The sequence below is a fragment of the Oceanimonas sp. AH20CE76 genome (genome assembly GCF_039654065.1).
In the GTDB taxonomy this organism is placed as follows: domain Bacteria; phylum Pseudomonadota; class Gammaproteobacteria; order Enterobacterales; family Aeromonadaceae; genus Oceanimonas; species Oceanimonas smirnovii.
Genome location: NZ_CP155481.1, coordinates 50,274 through 70,000, shown reverse-complemented (window position 1 = coordinate 70,000; position 19,727 = coordinate 50,274). Strand labels below are relative to the sequence as shown.

The 19,727-nt window shown below is 54.3% G+C and carries 19 protein-coding genes (1 of these 19 only partly in view); 2 read left to right on the top strand and 17 right to left on the bottom strand.

The window, feature by feature from the left end:
• Positions 1–552, bottom strand: partial view of a hemolysin family protein gene (locus tag N2M06_RS00360; protein ID WP_019935699.1) — the beginning only. The gene continues 765 nt to the left of window position 1, outside the view; 552 of the gene's 1,317 nt are visible here — the first part of the coding sequence; the start codon lies at positions 550–552; its stop codon lies beyond the left edge, outside the window.
• Between the two features lie 305 nt (positions 553–857).
• Between N2M06_RS00360 and N2M06_RS00355 the strand changes: the two genes are divergently transcribed.
• Both N2M06_RS00355 and N2M06_RS00350 read left to right on the top strand, forming a co-directional pair.
• Positions 858–1,964, top strand: a complete 1,107-nt coding sequence (locus N2M06_RS00355; protein WP_346351272.1) for a substrate-binding domain-containing protein — start codon at positions 858–860, stop codon at positions 1,962–1,964.
• Positions 1,942–3,708, top strand: coding sequence for a LuxQ periplasmic sensor domain-containing protein (locus N2M06_RS00350; RefSeq protein WP_346351271.1), 1,767 nt, complete (start codon positions 1,942–1,944; stop codon positions 3,706–3,708). The genes N2M06_RS00355 and N2M06_RS00350 overlap by 23 nt, the downstream gene beginning before the upstream one ends.
• Before the next feature lie 28 nt (positions 3,709–3,736).
• Here N2M06_RS00350 and glmS read toward each other — a convergent pair whose 3' ends face one another.
• The 16 genes from glmS to mnmG form a co-directional block, all read right to left on the bottom strand.
• Complete coding sequence (gene glmS, locus N2M06_RS00345) at positions 3,737–5,566, bottom strand: glutamine--fructose-6-phosphate transaminase (isomerizing) (protein WP_019935696.1); 1,830 nt, start codon at positions 5,564–5,566, stop codon at positions 3,737–3,739.
• 14 nt (positions 5,567–5,580) lie between these two features.
• Positions 5,581–6,348 carry a DeoR family transcriptional regulator gene (locus N2M06_RS00340; protein WP_019935695.1) on the bottom strand — a complete coding sequence of 256 codons (768 nt, stop codon included), beginning with the start codon at positions 6,346–6,348 and terminating at the stop codon, positions 5,581–5,583.
• A gap of 224 nt (positions 6,349–6,572) precedes the next feature.
• Entirely contained in the window at positions 6,573–7,937 is a 1,365-nt protein-coding gene (gene glmU / locus N2M06_RS00335; protein ID WP_346351270.1) for a bifunctional UDP-N-acetylglucosamine diphosphorylase/glucosamine-1-phosphate N-acetyltransferase GlmU, read from the bottom strand.
• A gap of 183 nt (positions 7,938–8,120) precedes the next feature.
• Entirely contained in the window at positions 8,121–8,546 is a 426-nt protein-coding gene (locus N2M06_RS00330) for a F0F1 ATP synthase subunit epsilon (protein WP_019935693.1), read from the bottom strand.
• Positions 8,547–8,564: 18 nt separating this feature from the next.
• Positions 8,565–9,953, bottom strand: a complete 1,389-nt coding sequence (atpD, locus tag N2M06_RS00325; RefSeq protein WP_019935692.1) for a F0F1 ATP synthase subunit beta — start codon at positions 9,951–9,953, stop codon at positions 8,565–8,567.
• Between the two features lie 33 nt (positions 9,954–9,986).
• The gene (gene atpG / locus N2M06_RS00320; protein WP_019935691.1) at positions 9,987–10,847 is read right to left on the bottom strand and encodes a F0F1 ATP synthase subunit gamma; all 861 of its coding nucleotides are present in this window, start codon (positions 10,845–10,847) and stop codon (positions 9,987–9,989) included.
• A 45-nt stretch (positions 10,848–10,892) separates the two neighbouring features.
• A complete protein-coding gene (gene atpA / locus N2M06_RS00315; protein ID WP_019935690.1) occupies positions 10,893–12,434 on the bottom strand; it encodes a F0F1 ATP synthase subunit alpha in 1,542 nt (513 codons plus the stop codon).
• 14 nt (positions 12,435–12,448) lie between these two features.
• The gene (gene atpH, locus N2M06_RS00310; RefSeq protein WP_019935689.1) at positions 12,449–12,979 is read right to left on the bottom strand and encodes a F0F1 ATP synthase subunit delta; all 531 of its coding nucleotides are present in this window, start codon (positions 12,977–12,979) and stop codon (positions 12,449–12,451) included.
• Between the two features lie 13 nt (positions 12,980–12,992).
• A complete protein-coding gene (gene atpF / locus N2M06_RS00305) occupies positions 12,993–13,463 on the bottom strand; it encodes a F0F1 ATP synthase subunit B (protein ID WP_026344916.1) in 471 nt (156 codons plus the stop codon).
• A gap of 50 nt (positions 13,464–13,513) precedes the next feature.
• Complete coding sequence (gene atpE / locus N2M06_RS00300; RefSeq protein ID WP_019935687.1) at positions 13,514–13,741, bottom strand: F0F1 ATP synthase subunit C; 228 nt, start codon at positions 13,739–13,741, stop codon at positions 13,514–13,516.
• A gap of 62 nt (positions 13,742–13,803) precedes the next feature.
• Positions 13,804–14,583 carry a F0F1 ATP synthase subunit A gene (gene atpB, locus N2M06_RS00295; protein ID WP_346351269.1) on the bottom strand — a complete coding sequence of 260 codons (780 nt, stop codon included), beginning with the start codon at positions 14,581–14,583 and terminating at the stop codon, positions 13,804–13,806.
• Positions 14,584–14,591: 8 nt separating this feature from the next.
• On the bottom strand, positions 14,592–14,984 hold the full coding sequence (locus N2M06_RS00290; protein ID WP_019935685.1) for an ATP synthase subunit I: 393 nt from the start codon (positions 14,982–14,984) through the stop codon (positions 14,592–14,594).
• 198 nt (positions 14,985–15,182) lie between these two features.
• Positions 15,183–16,088, bottom strand: a complete 906-nt coding sequence (locus tag N2M06_RS00285) for a ParB/RepB/Spo0J family partition protein (RefSeq protein ID WP_019935684.1) — start codon at positions 16,086–16,088, stop codon at positions 15,183–15,185.
• Positions 16,085–16,888 carry a ParA family protein gene (locus N2M06_RS00280; protein ID WP_026344915.1) on the bottom strand — a complete coding sequence of 268 codons (804 nt, stop codon included), beginning with the start codon at positions 16,886–16,888 and terminating at the stop codon, positions 16,085–16,087. The genes N2M06_RS00285 and N2M06_RS00280 overlap by 4 nt, the downstream gene beginning before the upstream one ends.
• Before the next feature lie 9 nt (positions 16,889–16,897).
• The gene (gene rsmG, locus N2M06_RS00275) at positions 16,898–17,521 is read right to left on the bottom strand and encodes a 16S rRNA (guanine(527)-N(7))-methyltransferase RsmG (RefSeq protein ID WP_346352198.1); all 624 of its coding nucleotides are present in this window, start codon (positions 17,519–17,521) and stop codon (positions 16,898–16,900) included.
• Positions 17,522–17,529: 8 nt separating this feature from the next.
• The gene (gene mnmG, locus N2M06_RS00270) at positions 17,530–19,419 is read right to left on the bottom strand and encodes a tRNA uridine-5-carboxymethylaminomethyl(34) synthesis enzyme MnmG (protein ID WP_346351268.1); all 1,890 of its coding nucleotides are present in this window, start codon (positions 19,417–19,419) and stop codon (positions 17,530–17,532) included.
• Between the last annotated feature and the right edge of the window lie 308 nt (positions 19,420–19,727).

The following is a 19,727-nucleotide window of genomic DNA, read 5'->3' as shown; positions in this document are numbered from 1 at the left end:
GGCAATGATGTCCTCGGGGGTAATTTCATCCTTACGCATGGTAGGTACATGAAACAGCCGGAACAATAGATTGGCCAGACCATTGAACAGCCATACCAGCGGCCGGAACAGCACTATCATAAACCCCATGGGACGCACGACTGCCACTGCAATTTTCTCGGGAGCAATCATGGCCAGCCGCTTGGGTATCAGGTCCGCAAACAAAATGAACAAGGAAGTGACCATAAAGAAGGACCCGAAGAAAGCGGCCTTATCTACCCAGGAGCCGTCAAAAAACAGACCGAACAGACCTTTGGTGAAGGGAGTGAAGGCCGATTCTCCGATTATGCCACCCAGGATGGCTACAGCATTGAGCCCTATCTGTACTATGGTGAAAAAATTTCCGGGCTGCTCCTGTAATAACAGTACCTTTTCAGCATTGAGGTTACCGTCGCTGGCCATCAGCCGCAGTTTCATTTTACGTGCCGCCGCCAGGGCGATTTCGGAAACGGAAAAAAATGAGCTGATCGCTACCAGCAGCAGAATAATCAGCACTTGCTCAAAGGTTGTCATGGTCAGGTATTACCGTCTGGAGGAGTGTTCTGCCAACAAAAGACTGACAGAAGAAATAAAACGCATGAAATTTAACCCAATAACGATTTTTTTTCCATTAATCCTGCTATGCAAACCTGGTTCACACTCAGCCTGAGGAACTTTTTCAGCCTGGCGTGATTGTGCGGCTAAAAGGTACAAGAATGAAAGGGCAGCCCCGGACTATGGGCAAGACAACATAGTGTCGCAGTTGAGAGAAAGCGTGTAGAGCATCGTCACCGGCGATATGATATGTCATACAGGCTACAGAAAACGTATGGAGGGTTATGACTCTGTCAAGACTATCACTGTTCACCAGCTTACTGTTTGTATTGACGGTTTCCTGTTATGTAAAAGCCGAAAGCAAAGAATATTGGACCTATCAGGAATATATGAATGCCTTTCCTGAGCAACAACAGCGTGAGCAAACCTTTGCAGAGCGCGTGCGACAACCGGTTACAGAAAAATCCTCAAAGATAGCCACTCCCCTGAACATTGCCATGCTTACACCCGATGTGCAGGCATCAGACTACTGGTGGCGCAACCGTATCAGCATGGCACGCCGCCTGCAGGAGATGGGCATCCCTTTTTCACTGACCAGCTACTCATTCCAGCCGGCTACCACCATGCGCCAGCAGGAACAGTTGCTCGCTGATGCGCTGAAGAGCAATCCCGACTACCTGATTTTTACACTTAATGCACTGCGCCATAGAGTACTGGTAGAAAAGATTCTTGCCCGTGGTCATCCTAAGCTTATCCTGATGAACATCACCACCCCCCTTAAACACTGGCAGCATAATCAACCTTTCTTCTATGTTGGCTTTGATCACCGGGAGGGAACCCGACAGTTAAAGGAAGCCATAAAAAAAATGCTTGGGTCCGAGGCTAACTACCTGATGCTTTACGGAACACGGGGCTATATCAGTGAAGTAAGGGGTGATGAGTTTATTCGTCTTACTGCCACCAATCCCGGTTACCAGCTGCGTAATGCATTCTATACCGATGTAAAACCGGACATCGCCAGACAAGCAGCGTTACAGGCACTGAATGATGATAAAGACATTAACCTGATTTATGCCTGCACAACTGACATCGCCCTGGGGGCCGCCGATGCTGTAAAACAACTGGGCCTTCAGAACAGGGTTATTCTTAATGGCTGGGGTGGCGGTATAGCGGAGCTGGATGCGATTGCCAAAGGGGATCTCGATATCACTGTCATGCGCATGAACGACGATAATGGTATCGCCATGGCAGAAGCCATCCGCCTTGATCAGGAAAATAAACCCGAGCAAATTCCCTTAATCTACAGCGGTGACTTTGCCATTGTGGATCGACACACGCCAGCCGCAGAAATGGAGCAGCTAAAAGCGCATGCCTTCCGTTACTCTCAATAAAAAACCTGTTACTCCCTTGCTCAGAGTACTGTTAGGGGCACTGCTGCCGGCTTTTATGCTACTGGCTGCCGCCTTGCTGCTGCTGACCTATCGCAGCACCTCAACCATGGTCAATAACAGTATTCAGCAGCAACTGGAAAGTGCCAGTGCTCGCCTGCAGATCCTGATGAGCAGCTACCTCAACAGCCTGGATGGCGTTCTTTCGGCAACAGCAGAGCAACCGGAAATAGCGCAGGCATTAAAAACTGACAACACACAACTGGCACAAAAAAGGTTGCAAGACACACTGTATCACCGCAATGGAGAGCTGCTTGATTTACTGATGATCAGTAAAGGAGGAGAGCACTGGATCAATATGAGCTCACCACTGTATATAACCCGCCACAGACTACATCAGTTAATTACTTCCCCACCACTGTACAACCAGTGGATCAGCGCCGAGCTGAAAGCTCCTTTAAATACATTATTTACACTAACGCAACGTTATCCTGTGATATCTCCTGACTCGGGCCGAGTAATAGGCAGCTTGCTGGGAGGTATTGTGCTTAACGATAACCTTACGCTACTGCGACAGCTCGGGCAGGGAGCTGAAAATCTCAGCATACAACTCATTCTGAACAACAAACCGGCGGGTTATGCTTATGTGAACAACAATAATATTGAGACGGATATAATAACAAAAATCCTCTCGCTCCAGCAGTCTTACGGGCAATATCAGGGGCACTATTTTAGTCTGCAACCAATTGAAATAAATGGTGAAGTCAATGAACTAAAATTGCTGTTAGTCACAGACAATACCATTGCCCAGCAACTGCAGGAGGCCTATGGCCATCACACACTGCTGGCCCTTATGCTGGTGTTAATTACTGCATTGCTGCTGTCTTTATATACCCTCAGACTGATCTCACTGCCTCTTGCTGACTTGACCCGCTTTGCTGAAAAAATACGCAGAGGCCAGCACGCTACCTTCTCACCGGATCGTATTCAGGAATTTAATTTCCTGGGTAACAGCCTGGAAAGTATGGTGTCAGCGCTGCAGCAAAAAGAGCAGCGACTCACTCATCTGTTTGACGCAGCCAACTCCGCGGCCATTATTATTGGCAACAACAATGAAATTCAGGCGATAAACCATGCCGCCGCTGCCTTGTTCAAAAGAAGCCGGGAGCAGCTCGCCGGTACCATGCTCTCTCATTATTTCACTCCTGAGCAACTGGCTCCCCTGCTACAAGCCATTCATCAGGCCAGAAAGGGTAACAAAGTAGATGGAGTTGAAACCCGGATGGGCTCTCTGCCTCACCGGCCCAGTTACCAGCTATGGACACTGGCACCCGTGTTTAATAACGGTCTGGTAACGGCTGTGCAGTTACAGGGGCAGGATATTACACGCATTAAACAGGTAGAAGCTTCATTACAACTGAACAATCTGGTGATGGCCAATATGCTGGAAGCGGTGATGATCTTTGATCAGCAACGCCGGCTGGTGTATGCCAATCCAGCCTATCATCACATTACCGGATATACCCTGGATGATAAGCTGGGGCAGCCTCCCCATCTGGCACTGCCGCTGGCAGCCACAAAAAGTGTCGATCCGTGGCAACATATTGATGAGCAAGGCCACTGGCAGGGGGAAATAAAATGTGAGCTGACTCCGGGTCACATCAGCGCTATCTGGCTGTCTATTCGAGGACTGAATAATGAACACGGAAACATCAGTCATTATGTAGTAGTGTTTTCTGAGCGATAAAAAAACCCGGGAAATCCCGGGTTTTCTGTTATTCAACCGTAACGCTTTTGGCTAAATTTCTGGGTTGATCCACATCGGTGCCTTTTATCAAGGCCACATAATAAGACAGCAGCTGCAGCGGCACAGTGTAAACAATGGGCGCAATCACTTCGTCTACGTGCTCCAATGACATTACCCGCATGGTGGCATCTCCTTTAAAGCCGGCCTGTTTGTCGGCAAATACATAGAGAATGCCGCCCCGGGCACGCACTTCTTCCACGTTGGATTTCAGTTTCTCCAGCAGCTCGTTGTTGGGTGCTACCACGATAATCGGCATATCAGCGTCGATCAGCGCCAGCGGGCCGTGCTTGAGCTCGCCGGCGGCATAGGCCTCGGCGTGAATATAGGAGATTTCCTTGAGCTTGAGCGCCCCTTCCATGGCGATGGGGTACTGCTCGCCCCGGCCCAGGAACAGGCTGTGGTACTTGTCGGCAAACTCTTCCGCCAGCAGCTCGATGTCGCCGGCCAGGGCCAGGGTACTGACAATGTGCGCCGGCAGCGAACGCAACGAGCGCACCAGCTCGGCCTCGGTCTGCTCGGTCATGTTGCCCCGGCAACGGCCCACCGCCGCCACCAGCATCAGCAGCGCCACCAGCTGGGTGGTAAAGGCCTTGGTAGAAGCCACGCCAATCTCGGCACCGGCCCGGGTCATAAAGGCCAGATCCGACTCCCGCACCAGAGAGGAGCCGGGCACGTTGCAGATGGTCAGGCTGCTCATGTAGCCGGACTCCTTGGCCAGCCGCAGCGCCGCCAGGGTGTCGGCGGTCTCGCCGCTCTGGGACAGGGTGATCAGCAGGCTATTGGGGCGCACCACCGACTTGCGGTAGCGAAACTCGGAGGCGATTTCGATATCACAGGGCACGCCAGCCAGCGCTTCGAACCAGTAACGGGCCACCATGCCCGCATGGTAGGAAGTGCCGCAGGCGATCAGCTGAATATGCTCCACTCGTTCAAAGATATCCCTGGCACCATTGCCAAAGGACTCCACCACCACGCCCTGCTCACTCAGCCGACTTTCAAGCGTGTCGGTAATGGCCTTGGGCTGCTCAAAGATTTCCTTCAGCATATGGTGACGGTATTCACCCTTATCGCCGGCGTCGTGGGTGACGTCCGACTCCTGCTCGGCCCGGGTCACCGGCTGGCCGTCGCTGTTGAAAATATGAATGTCACGGCGGGTCACCTCGGCTACGTCTCCTTCCTCCAGAAACAGGAAGCGGCGGGTCACCGGCAGCAGTGCCAGCTGATCGGAAGCGATAAAGTTCTCGCCTAACCCTAAGCCAATTACCAGGGGGGAACCGGAGCGGGCCACCACCAGGCGGGAAGGATCGTTCACGTCCATCAGCACGGTGCCGTAGGCACCGCGCAGTTCCTTGACCGTAACCTGCAGCGCCGCCAACAGGCTGTCGGTATGCTGACGATGCCAGTGCACCAGATGAGCGATCACCTCGGTGTCGGTATCGGACGCAAACTCGTAGCCTCTCTGCTGCAACTCGGCGCGCAGCTCTTCGTGGTTTTCGATGATGCCGTTATGCACCACAGCAATATTGCCGGACACATGAGGATGGGCGTTGCGTTCCGACGGCTCACCATGGGTGGCCCAGCGGGTGTGAGCAATGCCGGTGCCACCGGCCAGCGGCTGCTGCTCGAGCGCATCGGCCAGCGCCTGCACCTTACCCAGACGGCGCATTCGGCCCAGCTGGTTGTCGTGAATAATGGCCACCCCGGCAGAGTCGTAACCCCGGTATTCCAGACGGCGCAGGCCTTCCACCAGAATTTCTGCCACATCACGCTGGGCCACCGCCCCTACAATTCCACACATGCTCTACATCCTCGTTATTCGGGTGCTATCACCAAAGTGATGCCCTTTTGCTGTAACTGTTGTTGATCTGTCTCGCTGATGCCGCTGTCGGTAACCAGGGTATGAATACGGCTCCAGGGCAGCTCCAGATTGGGTATTCTGCGGCCCAGCTTGTCCGACTCCACCATCACCACCACTTCCCGGGCCACCTCGGCCATCACTCGCGACAGGCCGGTGAGTTCGTTAAAGGTGGTGGTGCCCCGTTCCAGATCGATGCCGTCGGCACCGATAAACAGCTGATCAAAGTCGTAGGAGCGCAGCACCTGTTCGGCCACCTGGCCCTGAAATGACTCGGAGGATGGATCCCAGGTGCCGCCGGTCATCAGCAAGGTCGGCTCGGGCTCCAGCTCGCGCACCGCGTTGGCAATAGCCAGGGAGTTGGTCATCACCACCAGGCCGTGTTTGTGACCCAGCTCGCCCAGCAGTGCCGCCGTGGTGCTGCCGCTGTCGATAATGATACGGTTGTGATCGCGAATGCGCGCCGCCGCCGCCCGGGCCAGTGATTGCTTTCGTTTCGAAACCGGCTCGGCAGGGTTTTCCGCCACCATCTCGCTCGGCACCGGCACGGCCCCGCCATAACGCCGTAGCAGCAGGCCGTTTTTCTCAAGGGCCGTGAGATCCTTGCGAATGGTGACTTCCGATGTGTCGAAACGCCGGGCCAGCTCATCCACGGTCACTTCCCCCTGCTCGGCCAGCAGAGAGACGATGGTATGGCGGCGTTGTTGCGTATTACGTTTCGACATAATGACTTAAGTTTCGGTTTGAAAGCAGAATGCTAACAGAACAAAACAAAACCGATCAACCAAAAGAAAGCTGTCAGCCGTAAGCTGTAAGCGATCAGCAGCCCGAGTTACCGGATGAATACGGTGGACAGATAACATTTTCAGGCGAATGCAGGATCAAAAAAACGCGCCTGTGAAATCACAGACGCGCTTATTTGTTTATCTTAAAGCTGACAGCTTATAGCTTACAGCTTCTTTTTAACGGGACGAGGCCAGTTTTTGATATGGCGCTGAGCCACACGGGTGATCACCAGCTCGGCTTCGGCCACGTCTTTGGTCACGGTACTGCCGGCCCCCAGAGTAGCATTCTTGCCAATGTGCACCGGGGCCACCAATTGCGTATCGGAGCCGACAAAGACGCCGTCTTCAATGATGGTCTGGAACTTGTTGACGCCGTCATAGTTGCAGGTGATGGTGCCGGCACCGATGTTCACCCCCGCACCTATCTCGGCATCGCCCAGATAGGTCAGGTGGCCCGCCTTGGAGCCCTTGCCCAGCCGGGCCTTTTTCATTTCCACAAAGTTGCCGACATGGGCGTCTTCACCCAGCACGGCACCAGGGCGCAGACGGGCAAAGGGGCCGGCGCTGCTGGCGCTGCCCAGCTCGGCGTTTTCGACGATGGAGTAGGGTTTCACCTCGGCATCGTCACCGATCACGCAGTTTTTGAGAATGACACCGGCGCCAATTTTGACTCTGTTGCCCAGGCGCACGTCACCCTCGATGATCACATTCACGTCGATCACCACTTCCTCGCCGGCAGTCAGACTGCCGCGCAGATCAAACCGGGCCGGATCCAGCAGGCTGACACCCTCACGCATCAGCCGCTCGGCCTGCATGTTCTGATAGGCCCGTTCCAGGCCCGCCAGCTGCACGCGATCGTTGGCACCTTCCACTTCAGCTGTGCTGGCCGGTTGTACGGTAGCAATATCACAGCCATCGCGGTGAGCCATGGCGAAAATGTCGGTGAGGTAATACTCCCCCTGAGCGTTATCGTTGTTAAGCTCGCCCAGCCAGGCCCTGAGCCGGCCGGCCTCGGCCACCAGCACGCCTGTGTTCACCTCGGTAATAGCCAGCTGTTCAGGGCTGGCGTCCTTCTGCTCAACAATACCGGTAACCTTGCCGTTTTCCCGCACGATGCGGCCATAACCGGTGGGGTTGGCAAGGCTCACAGTGAGCAGGCCCACGCCACCATTGGGCTGGGCGGCAATCAGCCGCTGCAGGGTGTCCGCCTGCAGCAGCGGTGTGTCGCCGTAGAGCACCAACACCTTGGCATCGTCGGCAATATCGGGCAGCGCCACCGCCACTGCATGGCCGGTGCCCAGTTGCTCGGCCTGATGGGTCCAGTGCAGCTCCGGCGCCTGAATGCGTGCTTTCAGCTGGTCGGCACCATGGCCGTAGACCAGATGAATGCCGTCCACCTCGCAGGCACGGGCGGCATCAATCACATGGGCCACCATGGGTTTGCCGGCCACTGAGTGCAGCACCTTGGGAAGAGAAGAGCGCATGCGGGTGCCCTTGCCCGCCGCCAGAATTACCGCCTGAATCGTCATGAACCTATATCCCGTTTACTTAAAAGTGAGGGGTGAAGAGTGAGGTGAGAGGAGTCAGACAACCAAGTCCGCAGACCGTGCTTACTCCTCACCTTTAACCCCTCACTCCTCACGTCTTTGCCGGTATTGTGATTTTTTTGCAAAAAAAAAGCGACCCTGAGGCCGCTTTTTCGAACGTTAGGCTTAACGAACGTTTTTCTTAACCAACTGCAGCACGCGCAGTTTCGCCATGGCCCGGGCCAGTTCGGCAGCTGCTTCTGCATAGTCCACATCATGTGAGGAGTTCTGCAGCTTGGCTTCTGCCGAGCGTTTGGCTTCTTCGGCCTTGGCTTTATCCAGATCTTCGGCGCGAATTGCAGTGTCGGCCAATACCATGACACTGCTGTTCTGCACTTCCAGCATGCCGCCGGAAACATACAGAACTTCCTGCTCACCGGCCTTGGTAACATATTGCACCAGGCCGGGACGGATTGCCGTCAGCAGGGGGGCGTGTCCGTAACGAACGCCCAATTCACCCTCAGAGCCGGAAACAGTCACCGCGGTCACAGAGCCGGAAAACAGACGCTTCTCGGCACTGACGATGTCCAGATGAAAGTTATACTCAGCCATCAGGCCCTCCTTAGAGGCTTACAGTTTCTTGGCTTTTTCGACGGCTTCGTCGATGGAGCCAACCATGTAGAACGCCTGCTCGGGCAGTGTGTCGTAGTCACCGTTCAGGATGCCCTGGAAGCCAGCAATGGTGTCTTTCAGAGACACGTACTTGCCGGGGGCACCGGTGAATACTTCGGCCACGAAGAACGGCTGAGACAGGAAACGCTCAATTTTACGAGCGCGAGCCACGGTCAGCTTGTCGTCTTCAGACAGTTCGTCCATACCCAGAATGGCGATGATGTCCTTCAGCTCTTTGTAGCGCTGCAGTACAGTCTGTACACCACGGGCAACAGAGTAGTGCTCTTCACCAACTACCTGCGGGTCCAGCTGACGGCTGGTGGAATCCAGCGGGTCAACGGCCGGATAAATACCCAGAGCAGCAATCTGACGGCTCAGTACCACGGTTGCGTCCAGGTGGGCAAAGGTGGTGGCCGGAGACGGGTCAGTCAAGTCATCCGCGGGCACGTATACGGCCTGTACGGAGGTGATGGAGCCAGTCTTGGTAGAGGTGATACGCTCCTGCAGAACGCCCATCTCTTCGGCCAGGGTCGGCTGGTAACCTACTGCAGAAGGCATACGGCCCAGCAGTGCGGATACTTCAGTACCGGCCAGGGTGTAACGGTAGATGTTGTCCACGAACAACAGTACGTCACGACCTTCTTCACGGAACTTCTCGGCCATGGTCAGACCGGTCAGGGCCACGCGCAGACGGTTGCCGGGCGGCTCGTTCATCTGACCGTATACCAGAGATACCTTGTCCAGTACGTTGGAGTCGGTCATTTCATGGTAGAAGTCGTTACCTTCACGGGTACGCTCACCTACACCGGCAAATACGGAGTAACCGCTGTGCTCGATGGCGATGTTACGGATCAGTTCCATCATGTTTACGGTTTTGCCTACACCGGCACCACCGAACAGACCAACCTTACCACCCTTGGCGAAGGGGCATACCAGGTCGATTACCTTGATGCCGGTTTCCAGCAGCTCGGCAGAGCTGGACTGCTCTTCGTAGCTGGGGGCTTCACGGTGAATGGACCAGCGCTCTTCTTCGCCGATGTCGCCTTTCTCATCAATGGGGTTACCCAGAACGTCCATGATGCGACCCAGGGTCTGTACACCTACCGGCACCTGAATGGGCTTGTTGGTGTTTTCGATTTCCAGACCACGGCGCAGGCCGTCGGAAGAACCCATGGCGATACAACGAACAACGCCGCCGCCGATTTGCTGCTGCACTTCCAGAACCAGACCCTGGCCCTGGCCTTCCGTCGTAATCTTCAGCGCATCGTAAACGTGGGGAACCGCATCTTGCGGGAATTCCACGTCAACAACGGCGCCGATGATTTGGACTATGATACCCTTACTCATGTCAAATCCTCTAAACCTTTGAATACCTTTGCCTTATACGGCACCGGCCCCGGCAACAATCTCACTCAGCTCCTGGGTAATGGCGGCCTGACGGGCCTTGTTATACACCAGTTGCAGATCGTTGATGAGGTTACCGGCGTTATCGGTGGCGGCTTTCATCGCTACCATCCGGGCCGCCTGTTCGCTGGCCAGGTTCTCGACTACACCCTGATAAACCTGGGATTCCACAAAACGTACCAGCAACGTGTCCAGCAGCGATTTGGGATCCGGTTCATAGAGGTAGTCCCAGCTGTGGCTGGCCACTTCTTCATCCGATGCAGGCAAAGGCAACAGTTGATCGACTGTCGGCTTTTGCACCATGGTGTTTTCAAACTTGTTGTACACCAGGTACAGCTTATCTATCTCGCCCTTGTCGTACGCTTCCAGCATGACGCTGACAGAGCCAATCAGGCTATCCAGTGAGGGGTTGTCGCCCAGACCAGAAGTCTGTGCCAGTACCTTGCCACCATAGCGGTTGAAAAAACTCACCGCTTTGCTGCCAACCAGGCACATGTCAACGCCCACACCCTTGTCGGTGTATGCTTTCATTTCGTTCATGGCGGCTTTGAACACGTTGATGTTCAGACCACCACAAAGGCCACGATCGGTGGAGACGATAATAAAGCCTACGCGCTTGACCTCACGGTCTTCCAGATAGGGGTGCTTGTATTCCAGGTTCCCCTGCGCGATGTGGCCGATCACCTTGCGTATGGTTTCAGCGTATGGGCGGCTGTGGTCCATGCGATCCTGCGCTTTGCGCATTTTCGAGGCGGCCACCATCTCCATAGCGCTGGTGATCTTCTGAGTGTTTTTCACACTCCCGATCTTGCTACGTATTTCTTTTGCGCCGGCCATGTCGCTTCTCCAATTCAGGTGGCAGCAATAAACGCTGCCACATGGTTACCAGGACTGGGTAGCCTTGAAGCTATCCAGCAACGCAGTCAGCTGAGCCACAACATCTTTGTTGTAGTCGGCTTTCTCGTTGATCTCCGCCATCAGGGCGGCATGTTCTGAATTGGCGTAAGCGATCAGGGCCTCTTCGAACGTAGTGATGAGCTTCAGCTCAACATCGTCCAGGTAGCCGTTTTCAGCAGCGAACAGAGACAGCGCCTGCTCAGCAACGGACATGGGGCGATATTGCTTCTGCTTCATCAGCTCGGTCACTTTCTGGCCGTGATTCAGCTGCTTGCGGGTCGCATCGTCCAGATCGGAGGAGAACTGGGCAAAGGCCGCCAGTTCACGATACTGAGCCAGGGCGGTACGGATACCACCAGACAGCTTCTTGATGATCTTGGTCTGGGCTGCACCACCTACCCGGGATACGGAGATCCCCGGATCAACCGCCGGACGAATACCGGAGTTGAACAGTTCGGTGGTCAGGAAGATCTGACCGTCGGTGATGGAGATCACGTTGGTCGGTACGAACGCAGACACGTCACCGGCCTGAGTTTCAATGATCGGCAGCGCAGTCAGTGAGCCGGTCTGACCTTTCACTTCGCCATTGGTGAACTTCTCAACGTAGTCGGCAGACACACGAGAAGCACGCTCCAGCAGACGGGAGTGCAGGTAGAAAACGTCACCCGGGTAGGCTTCACGGCCCGGCGGACGACGCAGCAGCAGAGAGATCTGACGGTAAGCAACGGCCTGCTTGGACAGGTCATCGTACACGATCAGGGCATCTTCACCGCGGTCACGGAAGTATTCACCCATGGCACAACCAGCGTAAGGCGCCAGGTACTGCAGGGCAGCAGACTCGGACGCAGAAGCCACCACGACGATGGTGTTCTTCAGCGCATCATGCTCTTCCAGCTTGCGAACCACGTTGGCAATGGTGGACGCTTTCTGGCCGATGGCCACGTACACACACTTAATGCCGGAGTCTTTCTGGTTGATGATGGCGTCAACAGCCAGAGCGGTTTTACCCACCTGACGGTCACCGATGATCAGCTCACGCTGACCACGGCCGATCGGAATCATGGCGTCAACAGCCTTGTAACCGGTCTGTACCGGCTGGTCTACTGACTGACGATCGATTACGCCGGGAGCGATAACTTCTACCGGAGAAGTAGTATCGGTCTCGATGGCGCCCTTACCGTCAATCGGCTCACCCAGAGTGTTAACCACACGACCCAGCAGGCTGCGGCCTACCGGAACTTCCAGGATACGACCAGTAGACTGAACCTTGGTGCCTTCGGCCAGGTCGGCGTAAGGACCCATCACCACGGCACCCACGGAGTCACGCTCCAGGTTCAGTGCCAGGGCATAACGTTTGCCCGGCAGTTCAATCATTTCACCTTGCATGATGTCAGCAAGGCCGTGAATACGAATGATGCCATCGCTTACAGAGACGATGGTACCTTCGTTTCGTGCTTCACTGACAACATTGAATTGCTCGATGCGCTGTTTGATCAGCTCGGCAATTTCAGTTGAATTCAGTTGCATGCTCTATTCCCCAATCAAGATTGCAGCGTTTCGGCCAAGCGGGACAGACGGCCCCGCACACTTCCGTCGATTACCATATCACCGGCGGTAATGATGATGCCGGCCATCAGGCTCTTGTCGACGCTGCAATTCAGGTTCACCTTGCGTCCCAGACGCTGTTCCAGTGAGGCCTGAATCTTGGCCACTTGTTGCTTGGTCAATTTGGCGGCCGATACCACATTGGCATCAATCACCCGGTCCAGTTCCGCCTTCAATGCGGCGAACTCCTGTACCACTGCCGGCAACACACTCAAGCGTCCGTTTACGGCCATTACCCGAATCAGGTTCTGGCCTTGCTCGTCAAGCTGTTCGCCACAGACAGCCAAAAACACGTCGGCCATCTTTTCCGCGTTCAGATCGCTGCCAAGCACCTGGGCCATGCTGTCGTTTTGTGCCACTTCGGCAGCAAACGTCAGCATGGACAACCAGTTCTCGACCGCTTTTTTCTCAACGGCAAAATCGAAAGCTGCTTTGGCATAGGGGCGAGCAATGGTTTTCATTTCCATGGCTCTAGTTCCCTTACAGTTCAGCTACTACTTTCTCTACAATGTCGCTGTTGGCAGCGGCATCAATCTGACGCTCGAGGATTCTCTCTGCACCCACCAGGGCAAGAGCAGCAACCTGCTTACGCAGTTCCTCTTTGACACGATTGCGTTCGGCTTCAACTTCAGCCTGGGCTTGTGCCAGAATCTTTTCACGCTCGGCCTGGGCCTCACGCGTTGCATCCTCGATGATCTGGGCCTTACGCTTGTTAGCCAGCTCAATAATTTGAGCAGACTCCAGCTTGGCTTCCTTCAGCTGTTCGGTTGCATTAGTCTGCGCCAGGGCCAGGTCTTTCTTGGCACGCTCGGCCGAAGACAGACCGTCAGCAATTTCTTTCTGACGCTTTTCGATGGCATCCATAATAGGAGGCCATACATACTTCATGCAGAACCAAACGAAGATGATAAACGCGATCGTTTGACCGAGGATTGTTGCGTTCATGTTCATCGCAACTCTCCTTTAAAGTTGGTTAGCAGACTGATTAACGTACCGGGCCATTAAGCGGCAACGGCGAAGATCAGGTACAGAGCCATACCAACGGTGATCATCGGGATGGCGTCAACCAGACCGACTACGATAAAGAAGTTAGTACGCAGGGCAGGCAGCATATCGGGCTGACGAGCGGCACTTTCCATGAACTTGCCACCCAGCATAGAGATACCGATAGAGGCAGCGATAGCAGCCAGACCCAGCATTACAGCAGCAGCGATGTAAATGATATCCATGTTTTCTTCTCCAGTTGTTAGTGGTTTAATGACAGCTTGTTAAAGTTTTGTTATCGTCTGATTTAGTGTTCTTCATAAGCCATCGACAAATATACGATGGACAAAATCATGAAGATAAATGCCTGCAGGCTGATAATCAGAATATGGAATATCGCCCACGGCACATTAAGGGTCCATTGAGACCACCACGGCAGCAGACCGGCAATCAGGATAAATACCATTTCACCAGCATACATGTTGCCGAACAGTCGCAGGCCCAGGGAGATGGGCTTGGCGACCAGGGACACGGTCTCGAGCACCAGGTTAACGGGAATCATGGACCAGTGGTTCAGTGGTTGCATGGTCAGCTCTTTTACAAAGCCAGACACGCCTTTCATCTTGATGCTGTAGAAAATGATCAAGAAGAAAACACCAAACGCCAGCGACATGGTTACGTTAACATCGGCGGTAGGAACAACCCTCAGGTAAGGAACACCCAGCAATTGAGCACCATAGGGCAGGTAGTCGACCGGGAGAAGATCCATCAGGTTCATCAGGAATACCCAGACAAAAATGGTCAGCGCCAACGGCGCGATCAACGCACTTTTGCCATGGAAGACGTCCTTGACGGATTTATCCACAAATTCAACCAACAGCTCAACGGCACATTGCCATTTTCCGGGAACTCCGGCAGTTGCACGGGATGCAACTTTATTGAAGCCCCACAAGAACAGCGCTCCCAGGACAACGGAAACAAGCAAAGAATCGATATTCAACGCCCAGAATCCCGAACCAACCTGCAAGTGTGCAAGGTGGTGAGAGATATAATCCTGGGAAGTTAAGACATCTCCTGTTGCAGCCATGTGTTTTCCTAGTAACGGTTGTTGAGAGTGAATGAAGAAATCCACTGCATCAGCAATGCCAGGGTGTAAGCCGTGTACAGGGGCAAGATACTTACCTCCATGTACTTGAACACCAACACAAACAGCATGATGGTGCTCGTCAGCTTAATCCCTGCCCCACTGTAAAAGCTCGCCACAATGCTATGCGGCGTGGCATCGCTGGTACTTCTGGCCAACACCACCACACTGAAAAGACATTGGGGAACCCAGTAGATTCCGCCCCCTAGAAGGGCGGAACGAGCGGCAATCTCTCCCTGTCCGAAACCGAACAGAGCAGCGACTGCCACCACCAGGAGAAATTGATAAATCAGTATTACCAGCGCCACTTGTCTGTCACTGAGGTGCCGGGTTTTCTGCTTCACAACCACTCCTGATACAGTTAGGGGCCTTCCCGATGCACTTCCACCGGTTAAGCCCCAAAAAAGCAGGTCAAATTATACCCGTGAACGCCGCAAATGCAATTACACTAAATCCTTATTTTTCGCGGATTTCAGTGCTTTTTTTATGCATTTTCAGCACACTTGTGTTGACTGAAGGTTTACTACAATTTTTGCACAAACCTACTTGTCAGCGTCATCGCCAATGCCAAAGAAATGGCCAATTTTATCCAGCTCATTCAACGAGTTATAGGAAATAACCAGCTTACCTTTATCTTTACCCGATGACTTTATTTCTACTTTTATCCCTAATTTTTCACCAAACTCCTGCTCAAGCTGGGTCATGAACAGAGAGCGAGGCTGCTCATTTTTCGGCTTTTGCGGCGAAAGTACCTGTTTCACCAATTTTTCGGTTTCGCGTACCGTCAGTCCTTTTTGCACCACGATATGAGCGGTTTGAGACTGAAGTTCAGCTTCCAGAGCCAGTAATGCACGAGCATGGCCCATTTCCAGTGAGCCGTGCTCAACCAGCTGCTTCACATCGTCGTTAAGCTGATTAAGACGCAACAGGTTACTTACCGCACTGCGGCTTTTGCCCACGGCATCGGCCACCGTCTGGTGAGTGAATGCAAACTCTTCAATCAGTCGGGTCAGGGCACGGGCTTCTTCCATCACGTTAAGATCTTCGCGCTGAATGTTTTCAATCAGGCCAATGGCCAGCGCCTGCTTGTCAGACACCGGCTTGATAAGTACAGGCACCTTGCCAAGACCGGCCATACGTGCCGCCCGCCAGCGCCGCTCGCCCGCCAGAATTTCATAACCGCCGGCTTCAAGTGGCCGCACCACGATGGGCTGAATGATACCCTGCTGACGAATGGACTCGGCCAGTTCTTCCAGTGCCTGCTGTGACATGTCCCGGCGAGGCTGGTATTTACCCGGCTGCAGGGTATTGATGGCCAGATTTTGTAATTCGCCGCCGGCTCCTGCTTCAGAATGAGTATCGGCCTGTTCCCGGCGCAGATTGGCAGCTGAGCTGGTGCTGAGCAGAGCGTCCAGGCCTTTACCCAGTCCGCGACGTTTCATGTTCATGCTGTCTGTTCTACCTGTTCGGAGTTGGACTGTTCATCTTCAGCCCGGCGAAGAATTTCACCGGCCAGCGCCAGATAGGATTTGGCACCTACCGACGACTTGTCGTAATACATGGCGGGAGTGCCGTGGCTGGGGGCCTCGGCCAGACGGACATTACGCGGAATGACGGTACGATACACCTTGTCGCCGAAATAGCTTTTCAGCTGATCGGACACCTCATTGGACAGGCGGTTGCGGTGATCGTACATGGTGCGCAATATACCCTCGATTTTGAGCTCCGGATTCACCACCGCCGCCAGCTTACTGATGGTATCTACCAACGCAGTCAGACCTTCCAGTGCAAAATATTCACACTGCATGGGTACCAGCACCGAATCGGCCGCCGACATGGCGTTCACCGTCAGCAGGTTAAGGGATGGCGGGCAATCGATGAAAATGTAGTCATAGTGCTCTCGCACCGGTGCCAGCGCATTACGCAGCCGCACTTCCCGGGCAAAAAATTCCATCAATTTAATCTCGGCGGCGGTCACGTCACCGTTGCCGGCGATCAGGTCATAGCCTCCGCTGGTATCGGTGACCACCACATCGGCTACCGGCAGCTCGTCAACCAACAGCTCATAAGCGGTATTGGCCACCTGGTATTTGTCGACACCGCTGGCCATGGTGGCGTTGCCCTGGGGATCGAGATCGATCACCAGCACATTGCGTTTGGTGGCCGCCATGGATGCGGCCAGATTCACACAAGTAGTAGTTTTACCTACCCCACCTTTCTGATTGGCAATAGCAATGACTTTTCCCACCGAAAACCTCTACTGGCTGGCTTGCGAAATGACCACCAGATGGCGGTCGCCTTCCTGCCCGGGAACGTGCAGCGGATAAACACCGGAGCAGCTCAGGTGGGCGGGCAGGGTTGTTAACTCCTGCGCCGGAATTTGTCCCTTAAGGGCAAGAAAACAGCCGTCCGGTGCAGGCAAATGTGCGCACCAGCTTAGCATGTCGTCAAGGGAAGCAAAGGCCCGGCTCAGCACACCGTCGAACTTTTGCTCAGGCTGAAAGGCTTCCACCCGGCTCTGTACCGCTTCCACATTGGTCAGACCGAGCTGATGCACCACGGTGCGAATAAAGCGAATACGTTTACCCAGACTGTCGAGCAGCACAAACTGTTTATCCGGGTTAATAATGGCCAGAGGAAGGCCTGGCAGCCCCGGGCCTGTGCCCACATCGATAAAGCGCTTGCCTTCAAGGTAAGGGCTCACTACCAGGCTGTCCATGATATGGCGCACCAGCATGGCTTGCGGATCCCGAACCGAGGTGAGGTTATAGGCTTTGTTCCACTTGTGCAGCAAACCCACCAGTGCGATCAGCTGCTCGGCCTGTGATTCACTTACGTCAAGACTGGTCTCGGCCAGCAGCGAGTTCAGTTGTTGCAGCATCATAAACCTCAGGCCGACTTACGCAGCAAACCGCGTTTTTTTAAGTGAACCAGCAAAATGGAAATGGCCGCCGGGGTCACACCGGAGATACGCGATGCCTGCCCCAGGGTTTCCGGGTGAGCCTGGTTGAGCTTAGCGATCACCTCATTGGACAAGCCGGAGACCTCGGCATAGTCCAGATCCAATGGCAGTTTAGTGTGTTCGTTGCGCAGCTGCTTTTGAATTTCGTCCTTCTGGCGTTCAATGTAACCGGCGTATTTGGTCTGAATTTCTACCTGCTCGGCGGCCTGCTCATGGTCAATGCCAGGGCCGATGCCTTCAATGGCCATCAGGGTAGGGTAATCCAGCTCTGGGCGGCGCAGCAGCTCCTCCAGATTGTGTTCCCGGCTGAGGGGCGTTTTCAGTTTTTCATTCAGCGCCGGAGCGGCGGTGTGATTAGGGTTGATCCAGGTGCTGCGCAGACGCTGACCTTCCTGCTCGATGCGCTCCACCTTGTCGCAGAACAAGGCCCAGCGGTGATCGTCCACCAGCCCCAGTTTGCGGCCTTCCTCGGTCAGGCGCAGATCGGCATTATCTTCCCGCAGCAGCAGGCGATATTCCGCCCGGCTGGTAAACATGCGGTAGGGCTCCTGCGTACCCAGAGTGGACAGGTCGTCCATCATCACACCCAGATAGGCCTGATCCCGGCGCGGTGACCAGGCATCACGATCGGCTGCACGCAACGCAGCGTTGGTACCGGCCAACAACCCCTGAGCCCCCGCTTCCTCATAACCGGTGGTGCCATTAATTTGGCCGGCAAAGAACAGATTGTGAAGACACTTGTTTTCCATGTTGGATCGCAGATCCCGGGGATCGAAGTAATCGTACTCGATGGCGTAACCCGGTCGCATAATATGAGCCTGCTCAAAACCGCGGATCGAGCGCACTATCTGCAGCTGAACATCAAAGGGCAGACTGGTGGAAATGCCGTTGGGGTAGAGCTCAGTGCTGGTCAGGCCTTCCGGCTCTACAAAGATCTGGTGAGCATTCTTATCGGCAAAGCGCATGATCTTGTCTTCGATCGACGGACAGTAACGAGGCCCGATCCCTTCGATCACGCCGGCATACATGGGGCTGCGATCCAGGTTCTGGCGGATTACCTCATGGGTACGCTCATTGGTGTGGGTGATGTAGCAGGGCACCTGTTGTGGATGATCTGCCCGGCTGCTGATGAAGGAGAATACCGGAGTAGGATTGTCGCCGGGCTGAGCCTGCATTACTGAAAAATTCACGCTATTGGCATCAATACGGGGCGGAGTGCCGGTTTTCAGGCGGTCGATACGCAGCGGCAGTTCCCGCAAGCGGCTGGCCAGAGCAATGGACGGCGGATCACCGGCGCGACCGCCCTGATAGTTATCCATACCGATATGGATGCGGCCATTAAGAAAAGTCCCTACGGTCAACACCACGGTTTTGCCATGAAACCTGAGACCGGTCTGAGTGATCACGCCGGTAACCGTATCGCCATCGAGGATCAGATCGTCACAGGCCTGCTGAAAGATCTTCAGGTTAGGCTGGTTTTCCAGCCGGGTTCTGACGGCCTGGCGATAAAGCTGACGATCTGCCTGAGCGCGAGTAGCACGAACTGCAGGGCCTTTTGAGGCATTCAGGGTACGAAACTGAATGCCAGCACTGTCTGCAGCCTGAGCCATGATGCCACCCAGGGCATCAATTTCTTTTACCAGATGTCCTTTGCCAATACCGCCGATGGCAGGATTACAGGACATTTGTCCGAGTGTATCGATATTGTGGGTCAGCAGCAGGGTATTGGCTCCCATACGGGCAGCGGCGGCGGCTGCCTCCGTTCCGGCATGACCACCACCTACAACGATGACATCAAATGACTCTTCATATTGCATATCGAACACTCTTGAAACACTCAGCTGAAAGGATCTTTCCCCTCTGTGCCGGCGTGTCGTTGCTACCGGTTTACTCAAGGGGTGCACATTTTAGCTGTTTTACCGAAGGGATGGAAACCGGATCTGGGCGATCCTGCCATCACTTAATAGATCTTAGATCTTTAGATCGATCTTCTGTTGGATCTATTATTAGTGCCGTCAGGATCTGTGAATAAGCGTTATTTGATCAGTCAGATCATTTACTTAAGTGAGATCATTCACTGTGGAAAACGTATCCTGAACCTCAGTATGGATGGTGGTTAACTTGG